General features: G+C 58.2%; 21 protein-coding genes. 16 read left to right on the plus strand and 5 right to left on the minus strand.

From position 1 onward, the window contains the following. The first annotated feature begins 11 nt into the window (after nucleotides 1–11). Nucleotides 12–365: a RidA family protein gene (locus M0412_RS25850; protein ID WP_142859772.1), complete on the plus strand. Its 354-nt coding sequence runs from the start codon at nucleotides 12–14 to the stop codon at nucleotides 363–365. Nucleotides 366–401: 36 nt separating this feature from the next. Here the strand turns inward: M0412_RS25850 and M0412_RS25855 are convergent, their stop codons facing one another. Further along, nucleotides 402–2,408: a sigma-54-dependent Fis family transcriptional regulator gene (locus tag M0412_RS25855; RefSeq protein WP_142859774.1), complete on the minus strand. Its 2,007-nt coding sequence runs from the start codon at nucleotides 2,406–2,408 to the stop codon at nucleotides 402–404. Between the two features lie 219 nt (nucleotides 2,409–2,627). Between M0412_RS25855 and M0412_RS25860 the strand changes: the two genes are divergently transcribed. The 4 genes from M0412_RS25860 (at nucleotide 2,628) to ribA (ending at nucleotide 6,017) form a co-directional block, all read left to right on the plus strand. After that, nucleotides 2,628–4,064 (plus strand): NAD-dependent succinate-semialdehyde dehydrogenase, encoded by a 1,437-nt coding sequence (locus M0412_RS25860; protein WP_142859775.1) that lies wholly within the window; start codon nucleotides 2,628–2,630, stop codon nucleotides 4,062–4,064. A gap of 14 nt (nucleotides 4,065–4,078) precedes the next feature. After that, nucleotides 4,079–4,588, plus strand: a complete 510-nt coding sequence (locus M0412_RS25865) for a flavin reductase family protein (RefSeq protein WP_142859777.1) — start codon at nucleotides 4,079–4,081, stop codon at nucleotides 4,586–4,588. Between the two features lie 31 nt (nucleotides 4,589–4,619). Next, the gene (locus tag M0412_RS25870) at nucleotides 4,620–5,099 is read left to right on the plus strand and encodes a 6,7-dimethyl-8-ribityllumazine synthase (RefSeq protein ID WP_142859779.1); all 480 of its coding nucleotides are present in this window, start codon (nucleotides 4,620–4,622) and stop codon (nucleotides 5,097–5,099) included. A 261-nt stretch (nucleotides 5,100–5,360) separates the two neighbouring features. Further along, nucleotides 5,361–6,017 (plus strand): GTP cyclohydrolase II, encoded by a 657-nt coding sequence (gene ribA / locus M0412_RS25875; protein ID WP_142859781.1) that lies wholly within the window; start codon nucleotides 5,361–5,363, stop codon nucleotides 6,015–6,017. A 587-nt stretch (nucleotides 6,018–6,604) separates the two neighbouring features. Here the strand turns inward: ribA and M0412_RS25880 are convergent. Both M0412_RS25880 and M0412_RS25885 read right to left on the minus strand, forming a co-directional pair. Further along, nucleotides 6,605–7,354 carry an SDR family NAD(P)-dependent oxidoreductase gene (locus M0412_RS25880; protein WP_142859783.1) on the minus strand — a complete coding sequence of 250 codons (750 nt, stop codon included), beginning with the start codon at nucleotides 7,352–7,354 and terminating at the stop codon, nucleotides 6,605–6,607. 286 nt (nucleotides 7,355–7,640) lie between these two features. Continuing rightward, nucleotides 7,641–8,405 carry an SDR family NAD(P)-dependent oxidoreductase gene (locus tag M0412_RS25885; RefSeq protein ID WP_142859785.1) on the minus strand — a complete coding sequence of 255 codons (765 nt, stop codon included), beginning with the start codon at nucleotides 8,403–8,405 and terminating at the stop codon, nucleotides 7,641–7,643. Nucleotides 8,406–8,822: 417 nt separating this feature from the next. On the opposite strand from M0412_RS25885, the gene M0412_RS25890 reads away from it, so the two are divergent. The 10 genes from M0412_RS25890 (at nucleotide 8,823) to M0412_RS25935 (ending at nucleotide 19,843) form a co-directional block, all read left to right on the plus strand. Beyond that, entirely contained in the window at nucleotides 8,823–9,617 is a 795-nt protein-coding gene (locus M0412_RS25890; RefSeq protein WP_142859786.1) for a carbohydrate ABC transporter permease, read from the plus strand. Between the two features lie 62 nt (nucleotides 9,618–9,679). Further along, nucleotides 9,680–10,981 carry an extracellular solute-binding protein gene (locus tag M0412_RS25895; RefSeq protein WP_142859788.1) on the plus strand — a complete coding sequence of 434 codons (1,302 nt, stop codon included), beginning with the start codon at nucleotides 9,680–9,682 and terminating at the stop codon, nucleotides 10,979–10,981. Between the two features lie 82 nt (nucleotides 10,982–11,063). Further along, nucleotides 11,064–11,981: a carbohydrate ABC transporter permease gene (locus M0412_RS25900; protein WP_142859790.1), complete on the plus strand. Its 918-nt coding sequence runs from the start codon at nucleotides 11,064–11,066 to the stop codon at nucleotides 11,979–11,981. 1 nt (nucleotide 11,982) lies between these two features. Further along, nucleotides 11,983–14,256 (plus strand): propanediol/glycerol family dehydratase large subunit, encoded by a 2,274-nt coding sequence (locus M0412_RS25905; protein WP_206666274.1) that lies wholly within the window; start codon nucleotides 11,983–11,985, stop codon nucleotides 14,254–14,256. Further along, nucleotides 14,253–14,675, plus strand: a complete 423-nt coding sequence (locus tag M0412_RS25910; protein ID WP_142859791.1) for a diol dehydratase small subunit — start codon at nucleotides 14,253–14,255, stop codon at nucleotides 14,673–14,675. The genes M0412_RS25905 and M0412_RS25910 overlap by 4 nt, the downstream gene beginning before the upstream one ends. Nucleotides 14,676–14,690: 15 nt before the next feature. Beyond that, on the plus strand, nucleotides 14,691–15,788 hold the full coding sequence (locus tag M0412_RS25915) for an ABC transporter ATP-binding protein (RefSeq protein ID WP_142859793.1): 1,098 nt from the start codon (nucleotides 14,691–14,693) through the stop codon (nucleotides 15,786–15,788). Continuing rightward, on the plus strand, nucleotides 15,785–16,576 hold the full coding sequence (locus tag M0412_RS25920) for an SDR family NAD(P)-dependent oxidoreductase (RefSeq protein ID WP_142859795.1): 792 nt from the start codon (nucleotides 15,785–15,787) through the stop codon (nucleotides 16,574–16,576). Before M0412_RS25915 ends, M0412_RS25920 begins: the two co-directional genes overlap by 4 nt. Before the next feature lie 34 nt (nucleotides 16,577–16,610). Next, complete coding sequence (locus tag M0412_RS25925) at nucleotides 16,611–17,768, plus strand: phosphotransferase (RefSeq protein WP_142859797.1); 1,158 nt, start codon at nucleotides 16,611–16,613, stop codon at nucleotides 17,766–17,768. Further along, nucleotides 17,765–19,072 carry an aspartate aminotransferase family protein gene (locus M0412_RS25930; RefSeq protein WP_142859799.1) on the plus strand — a complete coding sequence of 436 codons (1,308 nt, stop codon included), beginning with the start codon at nucleotides 17,765–17,767 and terminating at the stop codon, nucleotides 19,070–19,072. Before M0412_RS25925 ends, M0412_RS25930 begins: the two co-directional genes overlap by 4 nt. Before the next feature lie 117 nt (nucleotides 19,073–19,189). Beyond that, nucleotides 19,190–19,843, plus strand: a complete 654-nt coding sequence (locus M0412_RS25935; protein ID WP_161991865.1) for a GntR family transcriptional regulator — start codon at nucleotides 19,190–19,192, stop codon at nucleotides 19,841–19,843. An 848-nt stretch (nucleotides 19,844–20,691) separates the two neighbouring features. Here the strand turns inward: M0412_RS25935 and M0412_RS25940 are convergent. Next, entirely contained in the window at nucleotides 20,692–21,915 is a 1,224-nt protein-coding gene (locus M0412_RS25940; RefSeq protein ID WP_142859803.1) for an MFS transporter, read from the minus strand. A gap of 287 nt (nucleotides 21,916–22,202) precedes the next feature. Here M0412_RS25940 and M0412_RS25945 point away from each other — a divergent pair, with 287 nt between their 5' ends. Continuing rightward, nucleotides 22,203–23,135: a LysR substrate-binding domain-containing protein gene (locus M0412_RS25945; RefSeq protein WP_142859805.1), complete on the plus strand. Its 933-nt coding sequence runs from the start codon at nucleotides 22,203–22,205 to the stop codon at nucleotides 23,133–23,135. Nucleotides 23,136–23,433: 298 nt separating this feature from the next. Here the strand turns inward: M0412_RS25945 and M0412_RS25950 are convergent. After that, on the minus strand, nucleotides 23,434–23,531 hold a 98-nt coding region (locus M0412_RS25950), incomplete at its 5' end, for an integrase core domain-containing protein (protein ID WP_371338343.1).

Raw genomic sequence — 23,531 nt, forward strand, 5'->3', positions numbered from 1 at the left:
TGGAGAGCACTATGACCATTCACCGCTTTGAACCCAACGGCAAACGTCTGAGCCACGTGCTCGTCCACAATGGCATTGCGTATGTCACCGGGCAGGTCCCGACTGACCGCTCCCAGGGTATCGAAGGGCAGACCCTGCAGTTGCTAGACCGGATCGACCACCTGCTCGGTGTTGCTGGCACCGACAAGTCGAAGATACTCTTTGCCCAGATCTGGCTCCGGAACATCAAGCGCGACTTTGCGCCGATGAATGCACTCTGGGAATCCTGGATACCGGAAGACGCGCTTCCTGCCCGGGCTACGGTCGAGTCCAATCTCGCCGCCGACGAAATATTGATCGAGATCGCGCTTCAGGCTGCCGTTTGAAATTGGCGCTGCTGGCCGCGAGGCCAGCGCCGCACCTCACGGATCCTCGTGCTCACCGAGAACCAGGCCATGCTGCTTGAGTTTTCGGTAGAACGTGGCCCTGCTGATACCGAGTGCTTCCATGCACGCTATGGGATCGCGGCCAAACCGTTCCATGGCAGTTGCGAGCGCGACCTTCTCGGCTTCGGCCGCCGCCGCCTTGTACGGCGTCATTTGCCGCTTTCGTCCGGCTAGCGGCGACGTCGGACGTCGTACTCGCACTTCCCTCACTTCTCCGGACGAAGTGACCGCTGTGGGCATTGACGAAGGCGGGGGAACGGCCGAGACGGGAGTGGGCACAAGCATCAGGTCGTTCGGTTCTATCAGGCCGCGGGTGGCCAGCTTGGCCGCGCGCGTGAGGACGTTGCGCAACTCGCGAATATTACCTGGCCAGGAGTGGGCCAGCAAAATCTTCATAGCGCGGTCCGATAACGAAATCTCGACATCCTCGGAAAACTGTTCCATCAAATTGCCGATGATTGTTTCGAGGTCTTCTCGATCACGCAGCGCGGGCAATGTCACTATGGTCCCTGCGAGGCGATAGAAGAGGTCCTGTCGGAATGTGCCCGCAGCAACCTTCGAGTTAAGATCCTGGTGGGTCGCTGCGACAACCTGGACATCGACGGTGCGCGCACGGCCGGAGCCCAGCGGCATGACCTCCTGAGTTTCAAGGAACCGCAGGAGTCGTGTCTGCAGAGGGAGCGGCATATCCCCAATTTCATCGAGGAAAAGTGTACCCTTATCCGCTTCTACAATCCGCCCGACATTTCCCTCCTTGCTTGCCCCGGTGAACGCGCCGCCGCTGTATCCGAAAAGCTCGCTATCTATGAGCGTCTCCGGGACAGCGGAGCAGTTGAACGCAACGAAGGGGCCCGTAGCCCGTTCGCTCTCGTAGTGCAGGGCACGGGTAAGCGTGTCTTTTCCAACCCCCGTTTCGCCGAGGAGCAGCATGTGCAGCCCGCTGCCGAATACCTTCCTCAGGACATCGATGTTCCGCTTCATATTGCGGTCGTTGCCCGCACACTCGGCTAGCGAGGTAATCTTCTTCCCGAGCTTCGGCTTAGCAATCTTGGTTGTCGCGCCGGCGGCAAGCGACGTGATCGAAGCCGGCAGAACCGATAGCGGTCGCCTGAGGTTCACGTCGATGACCTTTCCGCTACCCAGCGGCCGGAGTTCGCGTAGATTGTCGCACAGATAGTCGAGCGGGGGATTTCCTTTGATCTTTTCAAAAACGGCCCAGAGCGTTCGCGTTCCGATCGCAGATTCCTCCAGCTTGAAGAGGCGTCTGGCATTCCGTGTCGCGCCTACGATACGGCAGTCGCTGTCGACGGCGAAGATGGTCGGCGATCGTTGTTCGGTACTGACAGCTAGTGTGTAGTATTTCCGGAACGCGTTCCGAAAATATGTGGTCTCGAGCCGATCCGCAGTGATCTGGGCGACGCCAAATACCACACGATGCGCCAACTGGGGTACGCCCGGATTGTACGTCGAAAGGTTGACGACGCCGAGTATGTTGCCGTCCGGCCCAAAGAAGGGAGCTGTCGCGCACGCTTGACCGGTTAGATCGGCATAAAAGTGATCCGAGAGGTAGACCGCGGTCGGTTCTAAATTTTTTAGCGCCGTCCCAATACCGTTTGTACCGCCGACCTCCTCACTCCACACCGCGCCGATCCGGTCCGTGCTGCAATAGAACGCGGCATCTCTGCTGCGACGCTCAGATATAATCACTCCGTTGCGGTTGGCTATGTGGGCACTGTAGCCACCGCCCTCGATCATCATCAACGTTGCTTCGAGCTCGTTTGTCGCCAGTGCCACGTCCGCGTCGAAAGTGTCCTGCTCTTCGCGCAGCTCTCTATTGGTGAGATCGACCAGTTTGGGGCGCGAGGGATCCAGCTTGTAGTCCTGAAGACAGCGCGCCCACGAGGCCGTCCGCCACTCGCCTCTTCCGGCAGTCGTCAGCACAGCCTCCTCAATCACACGGAAGTGATCGTCTGGTCCAAGCATTTTGGTGTTCCCTTATTTGCTCGAATTAGTGATCCAAAATTGCGTCAAGTCAAGGACGAGAGTACGTCCTTGTGCGTCTCATGTTTGAGACAAAATTGAGACGTTTGAGCGGGAGGTCATCTAAGCTCCAAGTTGCCTTGTAATTCAGCCGGTTAGGTGAGTGGCACGCGGCTTGCTCCTCCAAGGTAGGCCCAATGGCACTGCGAAAAGGAGACTTACATGGCTTATCCGAATACCAAACTGTACATTGGCGGAGAGTGGAGCGACGCCTCCGGGGGCAAGACGCTGGATGTCGTAAACCCGATCAACGGAGAGGTAATCGGAAACGTAGCCCACGCATCGCGGACGGATCTCGAAAGAGCGGTCCAGGCCGTCGCCTCGGGGTTTAAAACGTGGAGCGCCACGTCTGCTTTCGAACGTTATAAGGTCATCCGCCGCGCGGCATCCCTGCTCCGTGATCGTCTCGAGGACGCCGCCCGTCTTCTGACCACGGACGAAGGAAAGCCACTTTCCGAATCGCGTCTAGAAGTAAACTCCTGCGCGGACCTGCTTGACTGGTTCGCAGAAGAAGGCCGCCGGACATATGGTCGGGTCATCCCTTCTCGTGGCGTTAGCATCCAGCAGTATGCGGTCAAGGACCCGGTTGGCCCGGCTGTAGGTTTCACCCCGTGGAACTTTCCGATGAGCCAAATCGTCCGGAAACTTGGCCCCGCGATCTCGGCAGGCTGCTCGATCATCATAAAGGGTCCGGAAGAAGCTCCTGCCGCACCGGCGGTACTTTTCCAGTGCCTCCACGACGCGGGTGTTCCCGCAGGTGTTGTGAACCTTGTCTTCGGGACACCGTCGGAGATTTCCGAATTCCTCGTTCCGCATCCAGTAATCCGCAAGGTGTCGTTTACGGGTTCGGTTCAAGTTGGCAAGCACCTTGCCTCGTTGGCGGGCCTGCATATGAAGCGGGTGACGATGGAGCTTGGCGGACACGCCCCCGTCATCGTGGCAGACGACGCCAATATCGATGCGGCGACGACAGCTTTGGTTGCCGCAAAATTTAGGAATGGAGGCCAGGTCTGTATCTCCCCAACACGCTTCCTAATCCAGACCAACGTGCATGACGAGTTCGTTGATTCCTTCGTGAAAAAGACGAAGGCTCTTAAGGTCGGCGACGGCCTGGCCGATGGCGTCCAGGTCGGCCCGTTGATCAACGAACGCCGTAGGGCCGCCGTCGAGTCGCTGATCGAGGACGCAGTTAGCAAGGGAGCGAAAATCGAGACGGGAGGACACCGCATCGGAAACAGCGGTTTCTTCTTTGAGCCTACCGTGCTTACGGGTGTGACGACCGAGATGAGGGCGATGAACGAAGAGCCGTTTGGCCCGGTAGCTCTGGTGAAGTCCTTTTCCGATCTCGGCGAGGCAATCGAGGAAGCTGGCCGACTGCCGTTCGGTCTCGGATCCTACGCCTGGACGTCAAGCGCCTCTAATGCGCGACGGCTCGCGCAAGGGGTTCAGGCGGGCATGTTGTCTATCAACCACATCGGGCTTGGGCTGCCCGAAACGCCTTACGGCGGCGTCCGGGACTCCGGATATGGCTACGAAGGCGGCAGTGAGGCACTAGAGGCCTACATGAACACCCGTTTCATCACTCACGACGCCAACTAGGGAACTGCCCTGCCATGATCAGTACCGAGGATTTTCGCGAGGCCATGCAGCGGTTCGCAGGCCCCGTCACAGCAATAACCTCGATCAAAGACGGTGTTCCTTGCGGACTGATGGCCACGGCTGTGTGTAGCCTGTCCGCCGATCCGCCGTCCTTGATTGTCTGTATCAACAAAAGCGCCTCCGCTCACGATACCATCATCGATCAGGGTTTCCTCGGCGTGTCGGTCTTGACCGACTCGATGCTGGCGTTTGCCGACCACTTCGCACGCGCCAAGGGCCCCGATCGCTTCGAAGGCGCATTGTGGAATTTCCAGGAGACGGGAGCCCCGTTGCTAGCCGGGGCCTCTGTTGCGTTCGATTGTCGTATAGCCAAGACGCATGACGGATACAGCCACACGATCGTAATCGCGAAGATCCACGACATCCTTCTTCCTAACCAAGATGCCGATCGTTGCCTCTTGTGGCACCGCCAGGGCTTCGTCAGCCTCGCGGCGAAGCAGGCCGCGGAAGCACTCAAGAAATGACTTCTGTGCGACAGACATTATGGAGACGCCCATGACCATCGCTTTCGATCCGAAAGGACAAAAGATCGCCGTTATCCGTGCCCGATGGCATTCGGACATCGTTGACAGATGCGTCGAATCGTTCGTCGACGAGTGGGAGAAGCTCGGAGGCAACCGCGAGGAAGTCGAGATCGTCGATGTGCCCGGCGCGCTCGAAATCCCATTGCATGCACAGACGCTGATCAGGACCGACCGATATGCCGCGGTCGTTGGGACGGCGTTCGTCGTCGATGGCGGCATCTACCGTCACGATTTCGTCGCCCGGACCGTTCTGGACGCCATGATGCGTGTCAGTCTCGATACTGGCGTGCCCGTCCTGTCCACCGTGCTCACGCCGCATACCTTCCAGGAGAATGAACATCAAATCGCGTTCTTCAGGGATCACTTCGTGCACAAGGGCCGGGAGGCTGCAAACGCAACCCGGAAGCTCTTGGCTGAGCGGGCGAAGGTGGCGCTTCTTCAAACACTTTAACCCGCATGCGGCTACGGATTTACTGCGCTTCGACTGAAGCTCGTTTTGCGATGCAATGGAAAATGAAGTCGTCTTACCGGCCTCTTGCTCCGGCCAGAACGGCGGTTTTACGGCACGCCAACAGCGATCTTGATACCGCATCCCGGAATGCGGTCTCAAAGAAGAGACGAGTTCAGCGACCGTCTAGGAAGCGCTTTTCTAGCGACCGCAATGGCTCTAAGCGGCAACCTACGGCTTGCTTAGACGTACGCGATCGCTGTCATGACATCAAAGGTGCTGTCGAATATGGAAGATCTAATACATCACATGCGGGCGAACGAGATCGTCGTTCACAGGACGTCGTCTTCCAAAATGCCAACTCGCTTCGGGGACTTCCAGGCAACCACGTTTGTTTGCAAACGCACGGGCGTTGAGCATGTCGCTCTTACGTGCGGCGATCTATTCGGCCGCCAAAAGGTACCGGTGCGGGTGCACTCCGAGTGCCTGACGGGCGAAAGTTTCGGATCTTTGCGATGTGATTGCGGTGAGCAGCTTTCGCACGCCTTGGAATTTTTTCAACAAGCCAGGCTCGGGTGCCTCATCTACATGCGCGGGCATGAAGGTCGCGGAATCGGCATCGGAAACAAGATCGCCGCCTACGCACTTCAGGATCGTGGTTACGACACGATGGACGCAAATCTGGAACTCGGCTTTCCAGTTGACGGCCGAGACTACGCGGCCGCGGCTTCGATTCTGCGATTGCTCGGCGTATCGAGCATTGTCCTGCTGACCAACAATCCCGCCAAGCTCGAGGCACTCCGCGCTGAGAAAATTGACGTGGTGGAGCGCAGAAGCCTAATCGTGGCCGCCCAGTCGCATAGTGTCGACTATCTTCGGACCAAGCGCGAAAAGTTCGGGCACTTCCTGCACGAGGTCTAGGCATGTCCGAACGGCAAAGGCGATCTTCCGATCATCGTTCAGGAGAACGACATGTTTAAACACACCGCCATGATCTTCGTCCGGGAAGTGAAGGCGGTCGTGCGGTTCGTCGGTGGTCTGTTTCGCGACGAGCCTCGATGCCATACGTGTCCTTTTCAATTTCAATCGATGCCGCGTGGAAACGCCTGCAATCGAGGCGATAGTGTTGATCGATCGGAAAGCGCTCGCTGGGCCTGTGGTCTCTGCACCGTGTTTCTCTTGTAGCCCGCGGCGAGCCGAACACTATAGAAAACATAGTCCAGGGGATATCCGATTTGAGAAAGAGCCTGGGGTGTACTGCGGAAGAGGTCTTGATCGCGCGCGGCCTGACAGTCGAGGAAATCACCAGATAGAAGTCATGGTCGCCGGCGCGACGAAATCATCTGGCGCGTCTCTCGATCGAAGGGGCCTTAATCAGCCTGCGTCACAATCGCAGGGGTCGTAGTCTTATGGGTCAGCGCCTGACCCCCTCCGCTGCCAGGCTTGCATGCTGGGAGGAGAATGACTTTTAGCAATGAACATGTTGGCGATCGTTGCCGTCGGGCGGCTCACCCCGCTGTCGTACCGCCGTCGATGCTCAGCATGCTCCCTGTGGCGAACCTCATATTTGCTGCCACGTAAACTGCAAACTCCGCAATTTCCTCTGGGCTGGAAAATCGCTTTAGCGGAACAGCGGCAACGGCCACGGCCCGCACTTCGTCAGAGCCACCGAACCACCCAAGCTCGGAATCCATCATCGGGGTATCGATTGGACCAGGACAAACGCAGTTTACCCGGACGCTCGGTGCGAGTTCAAGCGCCAGGGCCTTCGTGAGTCCTGCCAGTCCCGCTTTCGACGCGCAGTAGTGTGCGTAGTTCGCGAGCCCTTTGAACGAAAGGTCGGAAGCAATCGATACGATGCTCCCTTCACCTCGCTGTCTCATTTTCATCGCCACCGTTCTCAGGACGTTATAGGAGCCCGTGAGGTTGATATCGATGTGCTGCTTCCAAACCGCCGGGGTCAGATCGGCCATTGCCGCTGGCGTGACGATCCCGGCGGCGTGGATGACATAATCTATATGCCCGAGTTCCTGCCAGGAATGGTCAATCGCGTTGTCAACGCTTCCAGCGTCGGCTACGTCGGTCTGGACAACGATGAAACTGTCAGGCGCTTCTGATGCGATATGGCGAAGAATATCGACCCGACGGGCTGAAATCGCCACCCGAGCTCCCTGGTCGACCAGATGGCGAGCCGCAGCGAGGCCGACGCCCGACGATGCGCCGGTTACGAATGCTGTTCGTCCCGAAAGCTTTGCCATGTACCGCTCTCCTCAAAAGCCCATGGGCCCCTCGGCCTCTGAGCGGACCGCGCTCATGCAGGCCGCCGACCAGCAAGCTTTCTGAAAATATGAAAGATGCGCGAGCGCGGCAAAGAGGATTTTCTTCTACCTTCATAAGACCTGCTGATGCCCGGCGCCGGTTCGTGACATATGAGGCGGGCCGATACAGTTTAGCGTCAGCCCGTCGGGCACTTGTTTCCTTGTAGCCTTCAGGTGACATGCGACCGGTCTTCCGCCACCACGGTTCGAAGGTCCGCTGGGTGCCCTATCCCGCGCTGTTGCCACCATCGACGGCAAGCGTAGCTCCCGTAATGAAGGACGCGCCGTCGGACGCAAGAAAACAAACGCTGCGCGCAATTTCTTCCGGGCGAGCAACTCGCCCTAAAGGGATAGCCCCTCCCAAACGCTGAAGCCGCGTCTCGTGATCGGTATCAGGCAGCGCGCTCTGGAGCATGGCGGTGTCGGTGTCGCCCGGACAGATCGCGTTCACGCGAATGCCATCGCGTGCATGATCAAGTGCCATGGAACGAGTCAATTGCACGACAGCTCCCTTGCTTGCGCCATAAGCTACAGCTCCCTGCGCGCCCACAAGCCCCCAGTCGGATGCAATATTGACAATCACACCGGCCTTCTTCTCGAGCATTACTCGCACCGCGGCACGCGACATCCGAAAGGTTGCGGTGACGTTGGTCTCAAACGTGCGGAGCCACTCCTCGTCGGTGCAGTCGAGTGAGGTCCCGCGAAATAGAATGCCGGCATTGTTGACGAGAACATCAAGCTTTCCAAAGGTGGCGATTACCTCGGCGACGATGCGATCCGCCTCGCCAGCCCCAGTGATGTCGGCCGCGATGAATGACACTTCTGTGCCGAGCGGAGAGAGGGAACTTCGCAGCTTTTCGCCGGCATCGACGTTGCGACCTGTCAGCACCGTCGAGGCGCCCAGTGCGGCGAAGGCGGTCGCGATCGCTGCACCGATTCCGGATGTAGCACCTGTGACCAGAACAACTTTTCCCAAAAATTCTCTCGACATATCAGTATTCCTTTATGACCAACATTCGCCTGCTGCGGGCATGCGCGGTTTCCGCAATGGGTCGCCATCTTCATTCAATTGCGCAAAAAGCCCAGTGGCTGTTTCGGAGCTGATGTCTGTAGAGCGATGTGCTCGCGTCGCCGCTGCACTCCAGCACGCCACGGTGCTACGTTCGTATCCTTGGGCAGATCCTATTAAACGATGTCTCCACTGTAGGCGCGAGTCTCCTCGAACCGACTTCGAGTCGGCTCCGCGGCGGCAAAGCGGGCCGCCGTACCCCGCCTTGGACGCTCAGCGCGTTGTCGGTTCGCCGGAAAACCTCTTGACAGCAACGCCGGGTATGATCTCATATACGTGATACGGTATTTGTTATAACACGGAGGAGCAATCGTGCAACCGTCACTCTTCGCACGGATAATGACGCATCTCATTCTGGGAGTTTGCGCCCTCTTCGTTGTCCTCCCTCTCCTCTGGGTGCTGCGGACGTCATTCGCCGACAAGGTGATCGCCTATCAGCTGCCGCCTGCGCTGTTTTTTACGCCGACTCTCGATAACTACAGAACGATCATCTTCGAGATGAACTTTGGCGCCTTCTTTCTAAACAGCCTGATCATCGCGCTAACGTCCACGGCGCTCGCGGTCGTCATCGGCGCGTTTGCCGCCTATGCTATCGATCGCTACAAGGCCGGCGGCAACGCGATGCCGATCGTCATCCTCGCCACGCAGATGATGCCGCCCATTGTCCTGGTCATCCCTTTTTTCTTGATCTTCAAGAATATCGGCCTGACCGACTCGCGCACCGGCTTGATCGTCACATACCTCGCCTTCAACCTACCTTATGTCGTTTGGCTTCTGATGAGCTTTATGAAGCGCGTCCCCCGCGAACTGGACGAGGCAGCGCTGATTGACGGCTGCACACCTATGACGGCGTTCATCCGCATCATTGTTCCAGCGCTACTGCCGGGCATCGGTGCAGCCGCAATTCTCAGCTTTGTACTGAGCTGGAACGAGTTTCTCTTTGCTTTGATGTTATCGGGCAATGAGTCAAAAACGCTACCCGTCGCAATTTCCAGTCTGGTTACCCAGCAGGGTACAGCTGTGGGAGCGGTAAGCGCGGCCACCATTCTCGCCATGTTGCCGATGGCAATTCTGTATTTCGCTATGCGCCGTTTCCTCGTCTCGGGGCTGAACCTCGGAGCGGTCAAAGGCTGACCAACTGACAAACGGGACGACGGTCCAATCCTGCATTCAACACGCAAAAAGGAGATCGAAGCATGCCCCGAATGATCACAACCAGGCTTGGCGTGATGGCCGCCTCGCTGCTTGCCGCCTCGACAGCGCTCGCTGATCCTGCCGCCGTCTGCAAGGGAAAAACACTCAACCTCTTGCTCGAAACCGTCCCCGATACCACCGCGCTGATTGCGGTAGGCCCAGAGTTTGAGAAGCTCTCGGGTGCGAAGCTCAACATCGAAGCGGTCAACTACACTCTGATGCATGAGAAGCTCGTGCCCTCCTTGACCGCCTCCTCAGGCTCCTACGATGTGCTTGCGGTGGATAGCTATTGGGCGGGCGAATTCGTTACCGCCAAGTGGATCCAGCCCCTCGACGAACGCATCGCCGCCGACAAGATCGACACATCGGTGTACTATCCCGCGCTGATGGAAATTAATGGCAAGGTCAAGGGTACCACCTACATGTTGCCGTTCTGGCAATATGCGATGGGCATGCTCTACCGGAAGGACATCGTCGAGGACCCGGCGTTCCAGGCCGCGTATAAGGAGAAGTTTGGCCGCGACTGGCGCCTTCCCGAGACGCTCCAGGAATTTGCGGACGTTGCAAAGTGGGCGGGTCAGCAAACCGGCAAGGTAGGCATCGCAATGGCCGGCCAGCGCGCCGACCCGGTCGTAATGGAAGCGACAAACTACGTCTTTTCGCTTGGGGGTGACTTCTACAACCGCGAGTCTTGGGAGCCCTCTCTGAACTCCCCAGAAGGCATCGAGGCGGTGAAAATCTACGCTGACCTACTCTCGAATGCCGCGCAGCCGGGCGCGCTTGGCGCGAATTTCGATGACGTTGCCAATGCGTTGAAGCAGGACAAGGCCGTCTTCGCGATCTCCTACCTGTTTCTGATGCCCACCCTGCAGGACCCAAAGGAATCCAAGGTGGTCGACAAAGTGGGTTTTGCGCGTATGCCTGGCCAGGACAGCCTGCTTGGCGCTTGGGGCTGGGCGATCCCTACCAATGCCGCGAATGCAGATTGTTCCTGGGAGTTCATCAAATGGGTGGAATCCAAAGACATCGCGAAAAAGCGCGCTTTGGCCGGCGGTCAGGCGACCCAGACCTGGATCTATGACGACGCGGAATACCTCAAGCGTTGGCCTCAGATGGCTGCGGTCGGCGATGCGCTCGCTCACGCCAAGGGCCTGCCGGTGATGTCGCGCGCCACCCAGCTCGTAGAGGTCTTCGCCGAGGTGATGGGTGACGTCCTCGCCAACGGCACTGACGCGGCCACGGCCGTCGCCAATGCTGAGGACAAGTTTGCCCGCCTGACTAAAGGCGATCCGCTGCTGAAGTGAACGTCGCCTCATACGAAATAGCTGCGGCTGGACGTTTCGTCGGCCGCAGCGCTTACTCCTCAAGTTTCACGGATGCCAAATCATGACAAGCGCCAGCCAGATCGCAGGCCAAACCTCCTCGGCCCCGGCCCGTAAGTCGGACGGGTTCTCGACGGGATTTTACAAACTGCTGTTCATGACGCCGACAATCATTGTGTTGGCATTAGTGGTGGCGGGACCGCTTCTCTATTCATTTTGGCTCAGCCTGCACGAGTACATTATCACCTACGGCATGGGAGACCTTGTCTGGTTCGAGAACTACGCTGTCATCATGACGCGTGAGTTTGCCAGCGTCTCCTGGGTCACGATGAAACTTATGGTGACCGTCGTTGTCCTTGAATTCCTGCTCGCTTTCGGCCTTGCCCTCCTCCTGAACCAATCCTGGCTGAAGTTCCGCGAATTCTATCTCATGGTGTTGATGCTGCCGATCCTCATGACTCCGGTGGCTGTCGCGCTGATGTTCCGACTGATGTTCAATCCAAACCTTGGGATCATCAATTGGCTACTGTCGCTGGTCGGCGTCCCGGGCCAGGGCTGGTTCGGTGATCCCAATCTCGCCCTTGCCACTGTGGTGTTTGTCGATGTCTGGACTGAGACTTCGCTTATGCTGATCATGCTCTATGCCGGGCTGAAATCGTTGCCGCAGGACCCAGTTGAGGCAGCACGCATTGACGGTGCGAACGCGTTTCAAATTCTCCGCCACGTCACGCTTCCGATGCTCAAGCCCGTCATCCTCGTAACGCTTCTCATCCGCATGATCACTGCGTTGAAGAGCTATGACCTCATCTACATGCTGACACAGGGTGGCCCGGGCAAGGTTACCGAGACGATCAGCTTCTACGCCTATCGCCTCGGCTTTCGCTTTCTCGATATCGGCCAGGCAGCCGCCGTTTCGTTCATTCTTCTCGCGGCGGTGATTGTCCTGACGGTCATTCTGTTGCGCATCATGCGGGAGAACTGATGTGACGCACGATCATCAACAGCGCTGGAAGCGCATTCAAGAATGGGACAAGCGCCCCCTTCGCCTCGACAGCTTTTCCGAGGAAAGCCCAGAGAACGGGTTTGCCGTGTTTCACTCGCCTTGGGACCCTGAACCCGGGCTGGTACTCGGACCAGATGGCGAGATCCTTGAGATGGACGGACGCAAAGCCGCCGATTTCGACATTCTCGACGCGTTCATTGCCGCACACCACATCGACCGAACTGTCGCGGCGGAAGCCATGGCGCTGGACAGCACAGCTGTTGCACGGATGCTTGTCGACGTGAACGTACCCCGCGGGGAGCTGGAGCGGCTAGCGCGCGGCATGACCCCCGCCAAGCTGGCGCAAGTGGTAGGTGACCTTTCCGCGCTGGAAGCTACTTTCGCCTATTCCAAGATGCGTCAGCGGCACAGCCCAGGCAACCAGGCGCACGTCACAAATGCAAAGGACGATCCACTTCAACTGGCGGCGGACTCCGCCACTGCGGTCGCGCTGGGTTTTGACGAGATTGAAACCACAATGCGCGTGGCAGGCAACGCCTGGGCCAATGCGCTCGCCTGCACGGTGGGCGCCGCTACCGGCCGCGGCAGCACGTTGTTTCAATGCTCAATCGAGGAGGCCGAGGAACTCAAGATCGGTCTCGCTGGGCTTGCCACTTATGCGGAGACCGTTTCCGTATATGGCAGCGAACGGACGTTCATTGATGGCGACGATACGCCATGGTCGAAAACGTTTCTGGCCGCCGCTTATGCCTCACGTGGCATCAAGGCGCGCTGCACCTCCGGTGCTGGGGCCGAACTACTGATGGGCTTTCATGAAAAATGCTCGGTGCTCTACCTTGAGGCTCGGTGTCTTTGTCTCCAGCGTGCTATGGGCGTCCAGGGCACTCAGAACGGCGGCGTCGACGGCGCGCCTTTGACGGCTTCGATGCCTGGCGGCGTTCGCGAGTTGATGGCGGAGAATCTGCTTGCGGTATGGCTAGGTCTAGAATGCGCCTCCGGCAATGACACGAAAACTTCGGAATCCGAGATCCGGATCGGCGCGAAGATTACACCTTATCTGCTCGCCGGGTCGGACCTCATCACCTCAGGCTTCGGCTCTATTCGCGCCTATGACAATTCCTTCAACCCGTCGCTTATCAATGCCGAGGAGATGGAAGACTACCTCGTCCTGCAGCGAGATTTTGAAGTGGATGGCGGGCTTGCTCCGCTAGCCGAGGAGGACGCACTTAATGTGCGGCGTCAGGCGGTAGACGCGCTTGACGATGTGCTGGATGAGCTCGGTCTCGCGAAAACCGAGCCTAACATGAAAGACAGCGTTATCCACGCGTCCGGGTCCAACGACACGGTCACCTTTGCCCCGGTCCGCACCCTGGAGATCAGCCGCGATATAGCCGCGCGCGGCCTGACGGCGCTCGACGTGGTGCGGGCACTGGCGCTGCGCGGCCATCGCCAAATGGCGGAGAACCTGATGAACATGCTGCGCCAGCGCATCAGCGGCGATTACCTTCAGACCTCTGCTATTTTGCGCGACGGCAAGGTCGTCAGCGCCGTGAACGAGCCGAACCATTATTCAGGGCCGGGCACCGGCTACCGGATGAACGAGGCGCGATGGAATCGCGTGAAAGCAGTCAGGGGCACGATCAATCGCGATCATGTCCTCAGCGCGGAAGGCAGCCATGAGCCTCCAACTGGGTCGGCCCAGTTCTATGCGATCGGCAAGGCAGAGAAGGGCGTAGACCCCCACGAGGTGGTGATCGGCATCTCTCCGGCCTTCGGCGAACGCCTTCACCGCACGACAGCGGGCCATGCCGTAGCCGACGTGCTGGAAGCACTGACGCGGGGCGTGCTGGAAGGTGGTGGCATGCCGCGCGTAGTGCGGATTCGCCATACGGCGGACACGTCATTCCTTGGCCTTAGCGCTGCACATCTCGCGGGCTCGGGCTATGGCATCGGAATACAGGCAAAGGGAACCGCGATAATTCACCATCGCGACCGGCTGCCGCATATGAACCTGGAACTGTTTTCCAACGCACCGCTGGTGTCACTGGAGCAATACCGCGCTATGGGCCGGAACGCCGGGCGCATGACCTGGGGCGAAACGCCCGAACCAATTATCGTGACCAATGATGGGCAAGCGCTTGGGGCGCGGTTCCACCCGCGCGTGGCGCTACTTTACGCAATCGAAACGGAAATGACCCAACCCGGCGCCGAGCCGGAAGAGATGTTCTTTAATAGCGCGGAGCGAAACTCATGAGCACCGATGCACGCGAACTCTACCCGCTCTCCGAAAAAGCGCCGCATCTGGTGCGCAGTAAGACTGGGCTGGGCCTCGAGGATTTCACGGTCGACGCCGTCCTGGAAGGCAGGATCACCGCCCAAGATCTGGCGATCACGCCCGACGCGCTGCGTTTGCAGGCCGATGTGGCGCGCGCCACCAACCGCGACCGTCTGGCCGAGAATTTCGAGCGCGCCGCCGAGCTGGTGGCTGTCCCGCAGGACATGCTGCTCGATACTTACGAACTGCTACGTCCCGGCCGCGCAAAATCCGCCACTGAGCTGCGCGAGCGCGCCGTGCTTATGCGGCGCGACTATGGCGCAACCCGCATAGCCGACCTGATTGAAGAGGCTGCCGATGTCTGTGAACGACGCGGCCTTTTTTCAAAGAGATTCTAGAAGAGGAAATTTCGCATGGCCCAGGTAGAAGTGGTTCGGCTTGCTAAGAGCTTTGGCACCGTCGATATCATACGCGATCTCGATTTGAGCATCGCCAACGGAGAATTCGTCGTGTTGGTCGGGCCTTCAGGTTGCGGCAAGACCACATTGCTGCGCATGATAGCCGGGCTGGAAACTACCACTGCCGGTGCGATCCGCATCGGCGACAGAGACGTAACAAATCTTTCGCCGCGCAATCGTGACATCGCAATGGTCTTCCAGTCCTATGCGCTCTACCCGCACATGACCGCTGCGGAGAACATGGGCTTCAGCCTAAAGCTAGCCAAGGTCCCGCAAGCAGAAATCAACGAGCAGGTTAACCGAGCGGCAAAGATGCTGCATATCGAACACCTGCTAGCACGCAAGCCCCGGGACCTCTCCGGTGGCCAGCGTCAGCGTGTCGCCATGGGCCGCGCGATGGTGCGCGAGCCAGCGGTTTATCTCTTTGACGAGCCTCTCTCCAATCTCGACGCGCAGCTCCGTACCACGATGCGAGCCGAGATCAAGCGCATGCATCTGGAAGAGAAGCAGACCGTGATTTACGTTACTCATGACCAGATTGAAGCTATGACGCTTGCTGATCGGATTGTCGCCATGCGGGGCGGCAGCATTGAGCAGATCGGCTCGCCCGATGATCTCTACAATCGCCCAGCCACCACCTTTGTTGCAAAATTCATCGGCTCCCCAGCCATGAACCTCCTGCCCGCGAAGATCAAAGATGGCCTCATCTCAGTCGACGGTGCCCTCTCCTTCCCTCTTCCGGCAGCCTTCGCTAACCTGAAGGAGGAACGCGGTCGAGAGGTGTTGCTCGGCGTCAGGCCAGAAGCGTTCCACCTGGAGGCGCGGCGTTCCGATTGGCCGACCTTCACCATCACAGCGTCGCTGATCGAACCGTGCGGCGCCGAGGTCTACGTCATCGGTGATCTCGCCGACCGGGAAGTCACGTTGCGTCTCCAACCAGGCACCGCGCCTGAACGCGGCGAAGTGCGTAGCTTCTATATCGACATCGGGGCCGTGCACCTGTTTGACGCGAAGACCGAGCGCAGCTTGCGCCATGTCGGAGACACTCCATGAGCGAAAAGATCCTCAGCGGCAGAACCGCGCTCGTGACCGCAGCGGGCTCCGGTATCGGGCGGCAATCCGCCTTTATCCTTGGGGCCAACGGTGCCTTCGTGATGGTGACCGACCGAGACGAGGCACTGGCCGAGGAGACTGCGCAGGCCATCCTCGCCGCCGGCGGCCTGGCCGCGTCCTCCGTGATGGATGTAGCGGACGATTCCGCCGTCACCGAGGTATTCGCCAAGCTCGTCCGCGAACACGGCGCTCTCAATATCCTGCACAATCACGCCGGGATCCAAATCGGAGGCGCGCTGGAAGCGATAAATGCCGACGACATGCGCAAAAGCTACGAGATCAACGTCGTAGCGCAGTTCACGGCCTGCAAGGCGGCGCTGCCGCACATGCGGGCACAGGGCGGCGGCGTTATCCTCAATACCGCCTCGAATGCCGGCGTGTTCCTCGACAAAGGGATGCTTGCCTATATCACCACCAAGTCGGCCGTTATAACCATGACGAAGCAGATCGCACTGGACTACGCCCGCGATGGCATCCGGGTGAATGCACTTTGCCCCGGCTGGGTCGATACGCCGTTCAATGGTCCGTACGAGGCCCAGCTCGGCGGCCGCGCGGCTTTGGAAAACGTCGTGCGCGATCTCGTGCCAATGGGCCGCTTCGGTCGGCCGGAGGAGATCGCCGAAGCTGTCCTCTTTCTCTGCTCGGACCGCTCGTCCTTTATCACCGGTCATGCGCTGGTGGTTGATGGTGGCGAGTGCCTTGCCGGCGGCAGTAACTCTTCGGTCTGACGTGCGGCCCGATACATAACCAAAGGATACAACCGTGGTCATTAATCCTCGAGCGGGCGGAGCTGGCGTCTCCTCTGAGCTGCCGCCATTTATTGTTTCGACCGATTGCTTCTCCTCATTTCCGACCGGAAACGCCGATGAGAGTTCGCTTCTGTCGGTTGCGCCACCAGGGATCTCCCCGGAAGAAGCAAGCGATATTGCCAAGCGCGTATTTGGCGTTTCCGGCGAGATAAGGATGCTATCATCGGAACGAGATTCCAACTTCTACGTCCGCCTAACAAGCGGCGAGCAGGCGTTGCTCAAGATCACAAACGTGGCGGAAGATCGCGATGTCACTGCCATGCAGACCGCGGCTCTTGCGCATATCGCAGCCGTCGATCCTTCACTGCCCGTGCAGCGGATATGCCAAACCCTGTCCGGCGAACCTTGGGAGATTATCCAGGGACCATCTGGGCAAGAACACGTCGCGCGGTTGCTGACCTTTATCGATGGCACGATGTTACATGCAGCCAATCCGAGGTCCACGGTTTACCGGGAGATTGGCGTCCTGCTTGCACAGTTGACAAAGGCGTTGCGCGGCTTTTTTCATCCGGCAGCGGGCCACGCCCTGCAATGGGACATCAAGCATGCTGGAAGACTGCGTCCCATGCTGGAAGCCATCGAAAATGGCCAGCTCCGCACGCGGTTAGCCTTGCTACTCGACCGTTTCGACGCTGAAATCGCTCCACAGCTTCCGCACTTTCGCACCCAGATCGTTCACAATGACTTTAACCCCCACAACCTGGTGGTTGACCAAGTGGATGCGTCCCGTCTGACCGGGATCATTGATTTCGGCGATATGGTACACACACCGATCATTTGTGACTTAGCTGTCGCTTGCTCCTATCACATTACGGATGACGCGGAACCTTTGCGTCGTGCAGCTGATATGGTTGGCGGCTACGTCAGCGTGCTGCCGCTTGATGAGGACGAACTATCGCTGTTGCCGGATTTAATCCGGCTGCGTCATCTTACAACGCTCGCCATCACCTCGTGGCGCGCAAGGCGTTATCCTGAAAATGCGAGCTACATTATGCGAAACGCCGCCGCATCACTGCGCGGGCTCGACGTTATCGACGAAATTGGCGTCGTCCCGACCGCGCGCGCGTTACGCGCCGCCGCCCTTTCCGCCACACAGGAGTATGTACAATGACCATGGTCAATGCGTTTGATCCCAATACCCTGTCGGCTCTCGACGCCGAGGACGTGGCTTTGATCGAGCATCGAAACCAAGTTCTTGGACCTGCCTATCGTCTGTTTTACGAGCAGCCCCTTCATCTTGTCCGCGGCGAAGGCGTCTGGCTCTATGACAACAAGGGGAAAGCCTATCTCGATGCCTACAATAACGTGACATCCGTGGGGCACTGCCACCCCAAGGTCGTTGAGGCGGTCACACGCCAGCTCGGCATCCTCAATACCCATACCCGATATCTACATGATGGCGTGGTCGCCTATGCGGACAGGTTGCTCAGATCCATGCCTGACGCGCTCGGCCACATGATGTTCACCTGTACCGGCTCGGAGGCAAATGACCTCGCACTGAGGATCGCGCGGTCGTACACTGGGCGACAGGGCGTCATCGTGACGAACCGCGCCTATCACGGCGTGACCGAGGCGGTTTCGGAAATATCCCCTGCCTTAGGTGAATTCGTCCATCGTGGACCGAGGGTTCGACTGATCCCCGCGCCAGATTCGTACCGCGTCCCACCGGAGGAACAGGGAGCGCTACTCGCTCGCGACCTCGCCGCAGCCATCGCCGAAATGCGCCGCGACGGCATCGAGCCTGCTGCGTTCGTCGTTGATACAATCTTCTCCAGCGATGGGCTCTATGTTGATCCTCCGGGTTTCCTCAAACCCGCCGTTGAGCTCATTCGAGCTGAGGGGGGACTCTTTATCGCGGATGAAGTGCAACCAGGTTTCGCCCGAACAGGCGAGACTTTTTGGGGATTTCAGCGCCACGACGTTGTTCCAGATATGGTAAGTCTGGGTAAACCGATGGGAAATGGCTTTCCGGTAGCCGGGCTCGCACTACGACCTGAGCTCGTCGAAGAGTTTGGGACAAAGGCACGATACTTCAACACTTTCGGCGGCAGCCCGGTGGCTTGTGCAGCCGGAATGGCTGTACTCGACGTTATTGAGCAGGAAGGCCTACAGGAAAATTCGCGCACCGTCGGAGATTTCCTCCTCAAGAGCTTTAGTGAGGTAACCGCCGGGCGTGATGATGTCGCACAAGTGCGTGGCGCGGGGCTGTTCCTTGCTGTGGAATGCATCGATGGCGATAAGGCCAACGCCGGACTTGCGAGCCACGTGGTAAACCATCTCCGTCAAAACGGGGCCCTGATAAGCGCAATCGGACCGGGGGCAAATATTCTGAAAATTCGGCCCCCTCTAGTCCTTGGCCGCAGCGACGCGGAGCGGCTCGTAGAATCCATCAAAGCGGCTTTCAATGCCTATTGACCGACGAGCATTAGTGGGAAATCCCGGCCATGTGCTCGTCTACTCCGAATGCCAAGGAGTGGCCACGTTCGCATTGCGCGGACGGCTTCTTTTGGCAGCCCAAACTTGGAAGAGCAAATGGAGTTCACTCAGTTAACGTCGGAGCCGTTGCACGAACAGGCGTACGTTGCGTTGCGCAACGCGCTACTGACCGGCAGGCTCGCGCCTGGGCAGCCTTTAACCATCCGCGGCATTGGCTCGAGCTTAGGTATCTCGTCGACACCGGTGCGGGAGGCCTTGCAACGGCTTATCGCAGAGGGCGCTCTGCAGCTGGCGGCCAATCGTAGCATCCAGGTCCCGGTGATGACCCGCGACCGGTTCGTCGAAGTTACCGACATACGTCTTCGACTAGAACGCCTAGCTGTCGAAGCGGCGGCGACTCGTGCAGGGGAAGAACTCTGTGACCGACTTCATGCGTTGTCGGCACGGATGCAAGTGGCAATAAACAATCGTTCGTTCCCAGATTACCTTGCAGACAATCAAACGTTTCATTTTACAATTTATGAAGCGTCCAACCTGCCCTATCTGCAACAGTTGATTGGCCTATGCTGGCTTAGAACCGGTCCTTGGCTCAATGGCCTAGCGCAAGAAGGCCGATACCATTCAATTGCCAACGACGAGCACGAGAAGATGATAAACGCCCTTAGGCGAAAGGACGCATGCGCGGCATCGGAGGCAACTGGCCGTGACATAAGCGAGGCAGCTTCAGTGCTAATAGAATTGCTTCCGTGAGTAGTATCGCCGTTTCCACCTGGCGGCGATGGCATGGGTTTGCAAGCTGATCACCAACACCGCGGTGGTCGTCGACGCAACCGTTTCCAAACCGCCGCCTGACACAACGGCGCGCTGTCGAAGAACTTCCATGTCATTGTCCGTCCATTGCCGGCTCCGGCTCTTCAATCCGCACGGCGCTGCCGATGGACCGGGTCGCTGACCTCTTCTCCAAGCTCATTAACGAGACCCGGCGTTATGGCAGGTTTATCGTCGCGGGCGGCGACAGCGGCTCGATCATCTCGATGTCGCTGGCTCAGCATCATCCGAGCAGCTGCTCGGCTACCACTTGACCGATGTCGGCCGCCCCGACGGGTCACCGACTTTGCCTTGCTTACCCCGCCCGAGCAGGCCTATGCCGCGGCCATCCAGCAGTGGTTCTTCGCTCATGGCGCCTTAAATCTGCGCGCTACCAAGCCGCAAAGTCTGTCTTTGCCATGAACCACTCGCCAGTCGGCCTCGCCGCCTGGATCATGAGCTTCATGGCGGGCATGGGCGGCGGAAGAGACCGACGCACGCTTTGGTCGCGACGGGCTGATCACAGACATCATGACCTACTGGCTCACCGGGACGATCGTCGTTCGGGCTATAGTCAAAAGGCCATGCAGCCGCCGAGCTCAAGGGCGCCAATACGGCTAGCTTCGACGCGGGGGCTCAAACAGAATGCCGCCGACACTGCGGCGGCATTCTGGTTGGCTGAACCAGGGGAGGTAGCTGGTCCCATGCCAACTATCTAATTAATTGCGCTTCTCGAACATGCTTGGCCGCCGCCGAGCGCAAGGTACCTCAACGTGCTTGTGTCCGTATAATCATGAGCGTTTGCTACGAAGACGCGGTAGGAACACGGCTAGAACGCCAACAACTGGCAGGAATGAACAAACGCTGTACACCCCTTCGATCCCAACGCGATCAGCCAATGATCCCAGCAAAGCAGCGGCGACGCCACCAATCGCGAAGTTCAAGCCGTAAAAGAGACCGCCTATGAGCCCTATACGGCTAGGTACCAGTTCCATGGCGTAGATCATGATCGAAGCGAACGCGCTTGCCATCAGAAGGTTGATCACCACGGTTAACACGCCAGTCCAAAAGAAATCTGCAAAGGGCAGAAGTAGAGTGAACGGCAGTGGACCGAGTATCGAGATCCAGATGATCTGATACCTCCCGATCCTATCGCCCACTAATCCGCCCAGCAGAACGCCAACGGCTGAAGATATGAAAAATACAAAAAGCATCAATTGGGATGTTTCGACGGACACGTTGAAGCGGTCGATCAAGTAAAAGGTGTAGAAAGAGCGGAACCCTTCGAGATAGGAGAGCTTAGAGGCCATTAGAACGGTCAAAATGCCCATCCCAATAATGACGGCTCGGCGCGGATAAATGCTGCCAGCTTCGCCCGCGGCCTTTTTGTAAGCCTCAAAGTGCGATTTGATCTGATCGGACTGACGGGCGGTCCAGACAAGCAGAAAAATCGCGATTACAACCAGGATTGTGAATACGGCGACGCTTTGTCGACCGTTCGACACAATCAAGAACGCAGCGGCTAGTGGTCCCAACGCGCCGCCAATCTGTCCACCGACTTGGAAGATTCCTTGCGCCAGGCCCTGCCTTCCCCCGGACGCGTAGCGGGCAGCGCGGGTTGCCTCGGGATGAAAGATTGATGATCCAATTCCGATCAAAGTGACAGCAATTAGCACTAGCGGATAGGAGGAGGCGTAAGCCAGCGCAGCAAGGCCAGCCATAGTGAAGATCATGCCGAAAGCCGCGGAGTACGGGAGCGGATGACGATCTGTGTAGAGGCCTATCGCCGGTTGGAAAAGGGCTCCCGCAATCTGGAACACAAGTGTAATTATGCCGATCTGCATAAAATCGAGGGAAAACTCTGCCTTTACAAGTGGATATACGGCTGGGATGATGGACTGTATCGTGTCGTTGCATAGGTGGGAAACACCCAACGCGAATAGCACGGCAATATGTACTTGCTTGGTGGAAGGCAGATGTACATCACTTGTGGACTGAGCGGAAGAAGTGGACATGAAGTCATAGGTCCTTCGAAACGTTTGCAAAATTGCGGCTAGCTTTCGCAGAGCCATACTGTCAGCCGCGCGAACCAAAATCCCCGCCATCTGTTGGGAGCAAGGGGTGGCGCTCAGATGCAGCATCTACCCGCGATACCGCCTAGTCGAAACCTCTATCCCCACTTTCGAGTTGGCATCGGCTCAAGTGAGCCACTAGGCAAGGTCTTCGGGGCACCGCTATTGGCTATGCAGCTTCCGACCCGTTCGAACCTAGGCAAGAACAAACTAAAGATAAATCATCCAAAATGAAAAACTCCGCGGAGGAAAAGTTGGTAATAAGGTCGAATGTCGAGAGCGTTGCAGCCCTAAGAGCGTTTGTCGCAGCGGCCGAGCTCCGCAGTTTCAAGGGTGCGGGCTTCGCTCTCGGGATTACGTCCTCTGCGATAGGCAAATCGATCTCAGGGTTGGAGATGCAGCTTGGGTGTGCACTTTTTCATCGTACGACGCGGAGTCTGTCGTTAACCGAGGCGGGCAGCATCTATCTCGGTCGCGTGCGCAATATTCTTGAGGAATTGAAAGCTGCCGAGGACGAGGTCGCGGAGGTCTCGCAGGAACCCCGTGGACATCTACGAGTCGGCCTTCCACTCGGGGGAGAGCTCCTCACTTCTGTTATGGCGCGGTTCACCGCGCTTCACCCCGGTATCGTTTTGGAGCTCGATTACAGTGATCGCCTGGTCGATGTTATCGAGGAGGGTTACGACGTGGTGATAAGGACTGGCGAGCTTTCAACTTCAAGGCTCATTCATCGAAAACTCGGTAGCTTCGACTGGGTCCTCGCTGCGTCGCCAGCCTACCTCCAGGCGCACGGAGAACCGCGCAGCCCCGCAGACCTTCTCACGCACACCTGCCTTCGGCAAAAATTCTGGAATGGGCGGCTTGTACCGTGGCCCTTCCCAAGCGAACCAGATTTTGAAGCGCCCATTAGCCTTACCTCTACAATCAATGCACCTCTCTTTGACATGGCGCTCGCCGGCGGAGGTATCGCAGCATTTCCGAGTTTCATTCTAACGACCAGTTTGGCTAACACATCGCTGAAGACCGTGCTTGATGGGCAGATGGAACGTCGAGGCACGTACAATATCCTCTGGCCTCCAAATCGCTATCGCGTCCCCAAAGTTCGTGCGTTTGTTGACTTTTTTTGCGAGTGGCTGCCTCCGCGCATCGCGCAAACTGAGTGAGGACTTGCGGGGAAAAGACGCAATTTCGACTAGCGACGCCTGCTGTCAGCCGTGATTTTCTCTCGTCTTTCACATAATGCCAGCCCCTAGCGCCTGAGAATGCATCTCCGCCGGTTAACGCGCGGCGATCGATACTGGCGGAGCCACATGCTCCGCTCCCTCGCCTACACGATTACCTCCGAGTGACGGCATCCAATGCATGACGTGCGTAGATCGAGGCCTCCCGAGATTAGACGCGAAGACCGAGCTTGGCTGCTCCACGGTCTTGCTGGAGTTGCCCCCAAAAGACCGGACATGCTCAGGTGTGAGATTTCGAGCTGATGAACTCGCGCGGTGACTGATATCCTAAAGCACTGTGAGGGTGAAGATTGTTGTAATGCTCGAACCAGAACGGCA

The sequence above is a fragment of the Agrobacterium sp. O3.4 genome (assembly GCF_041414895.1).
In the GTDB taxonomy this organism is placed as follows: domain Bacteria; phylum Pseudomonadota; class Alphaproteobacteria; order Rhizobiales; family Rhizobiaceae; genus Agrobacterium; species Agrobacterium cucumeris.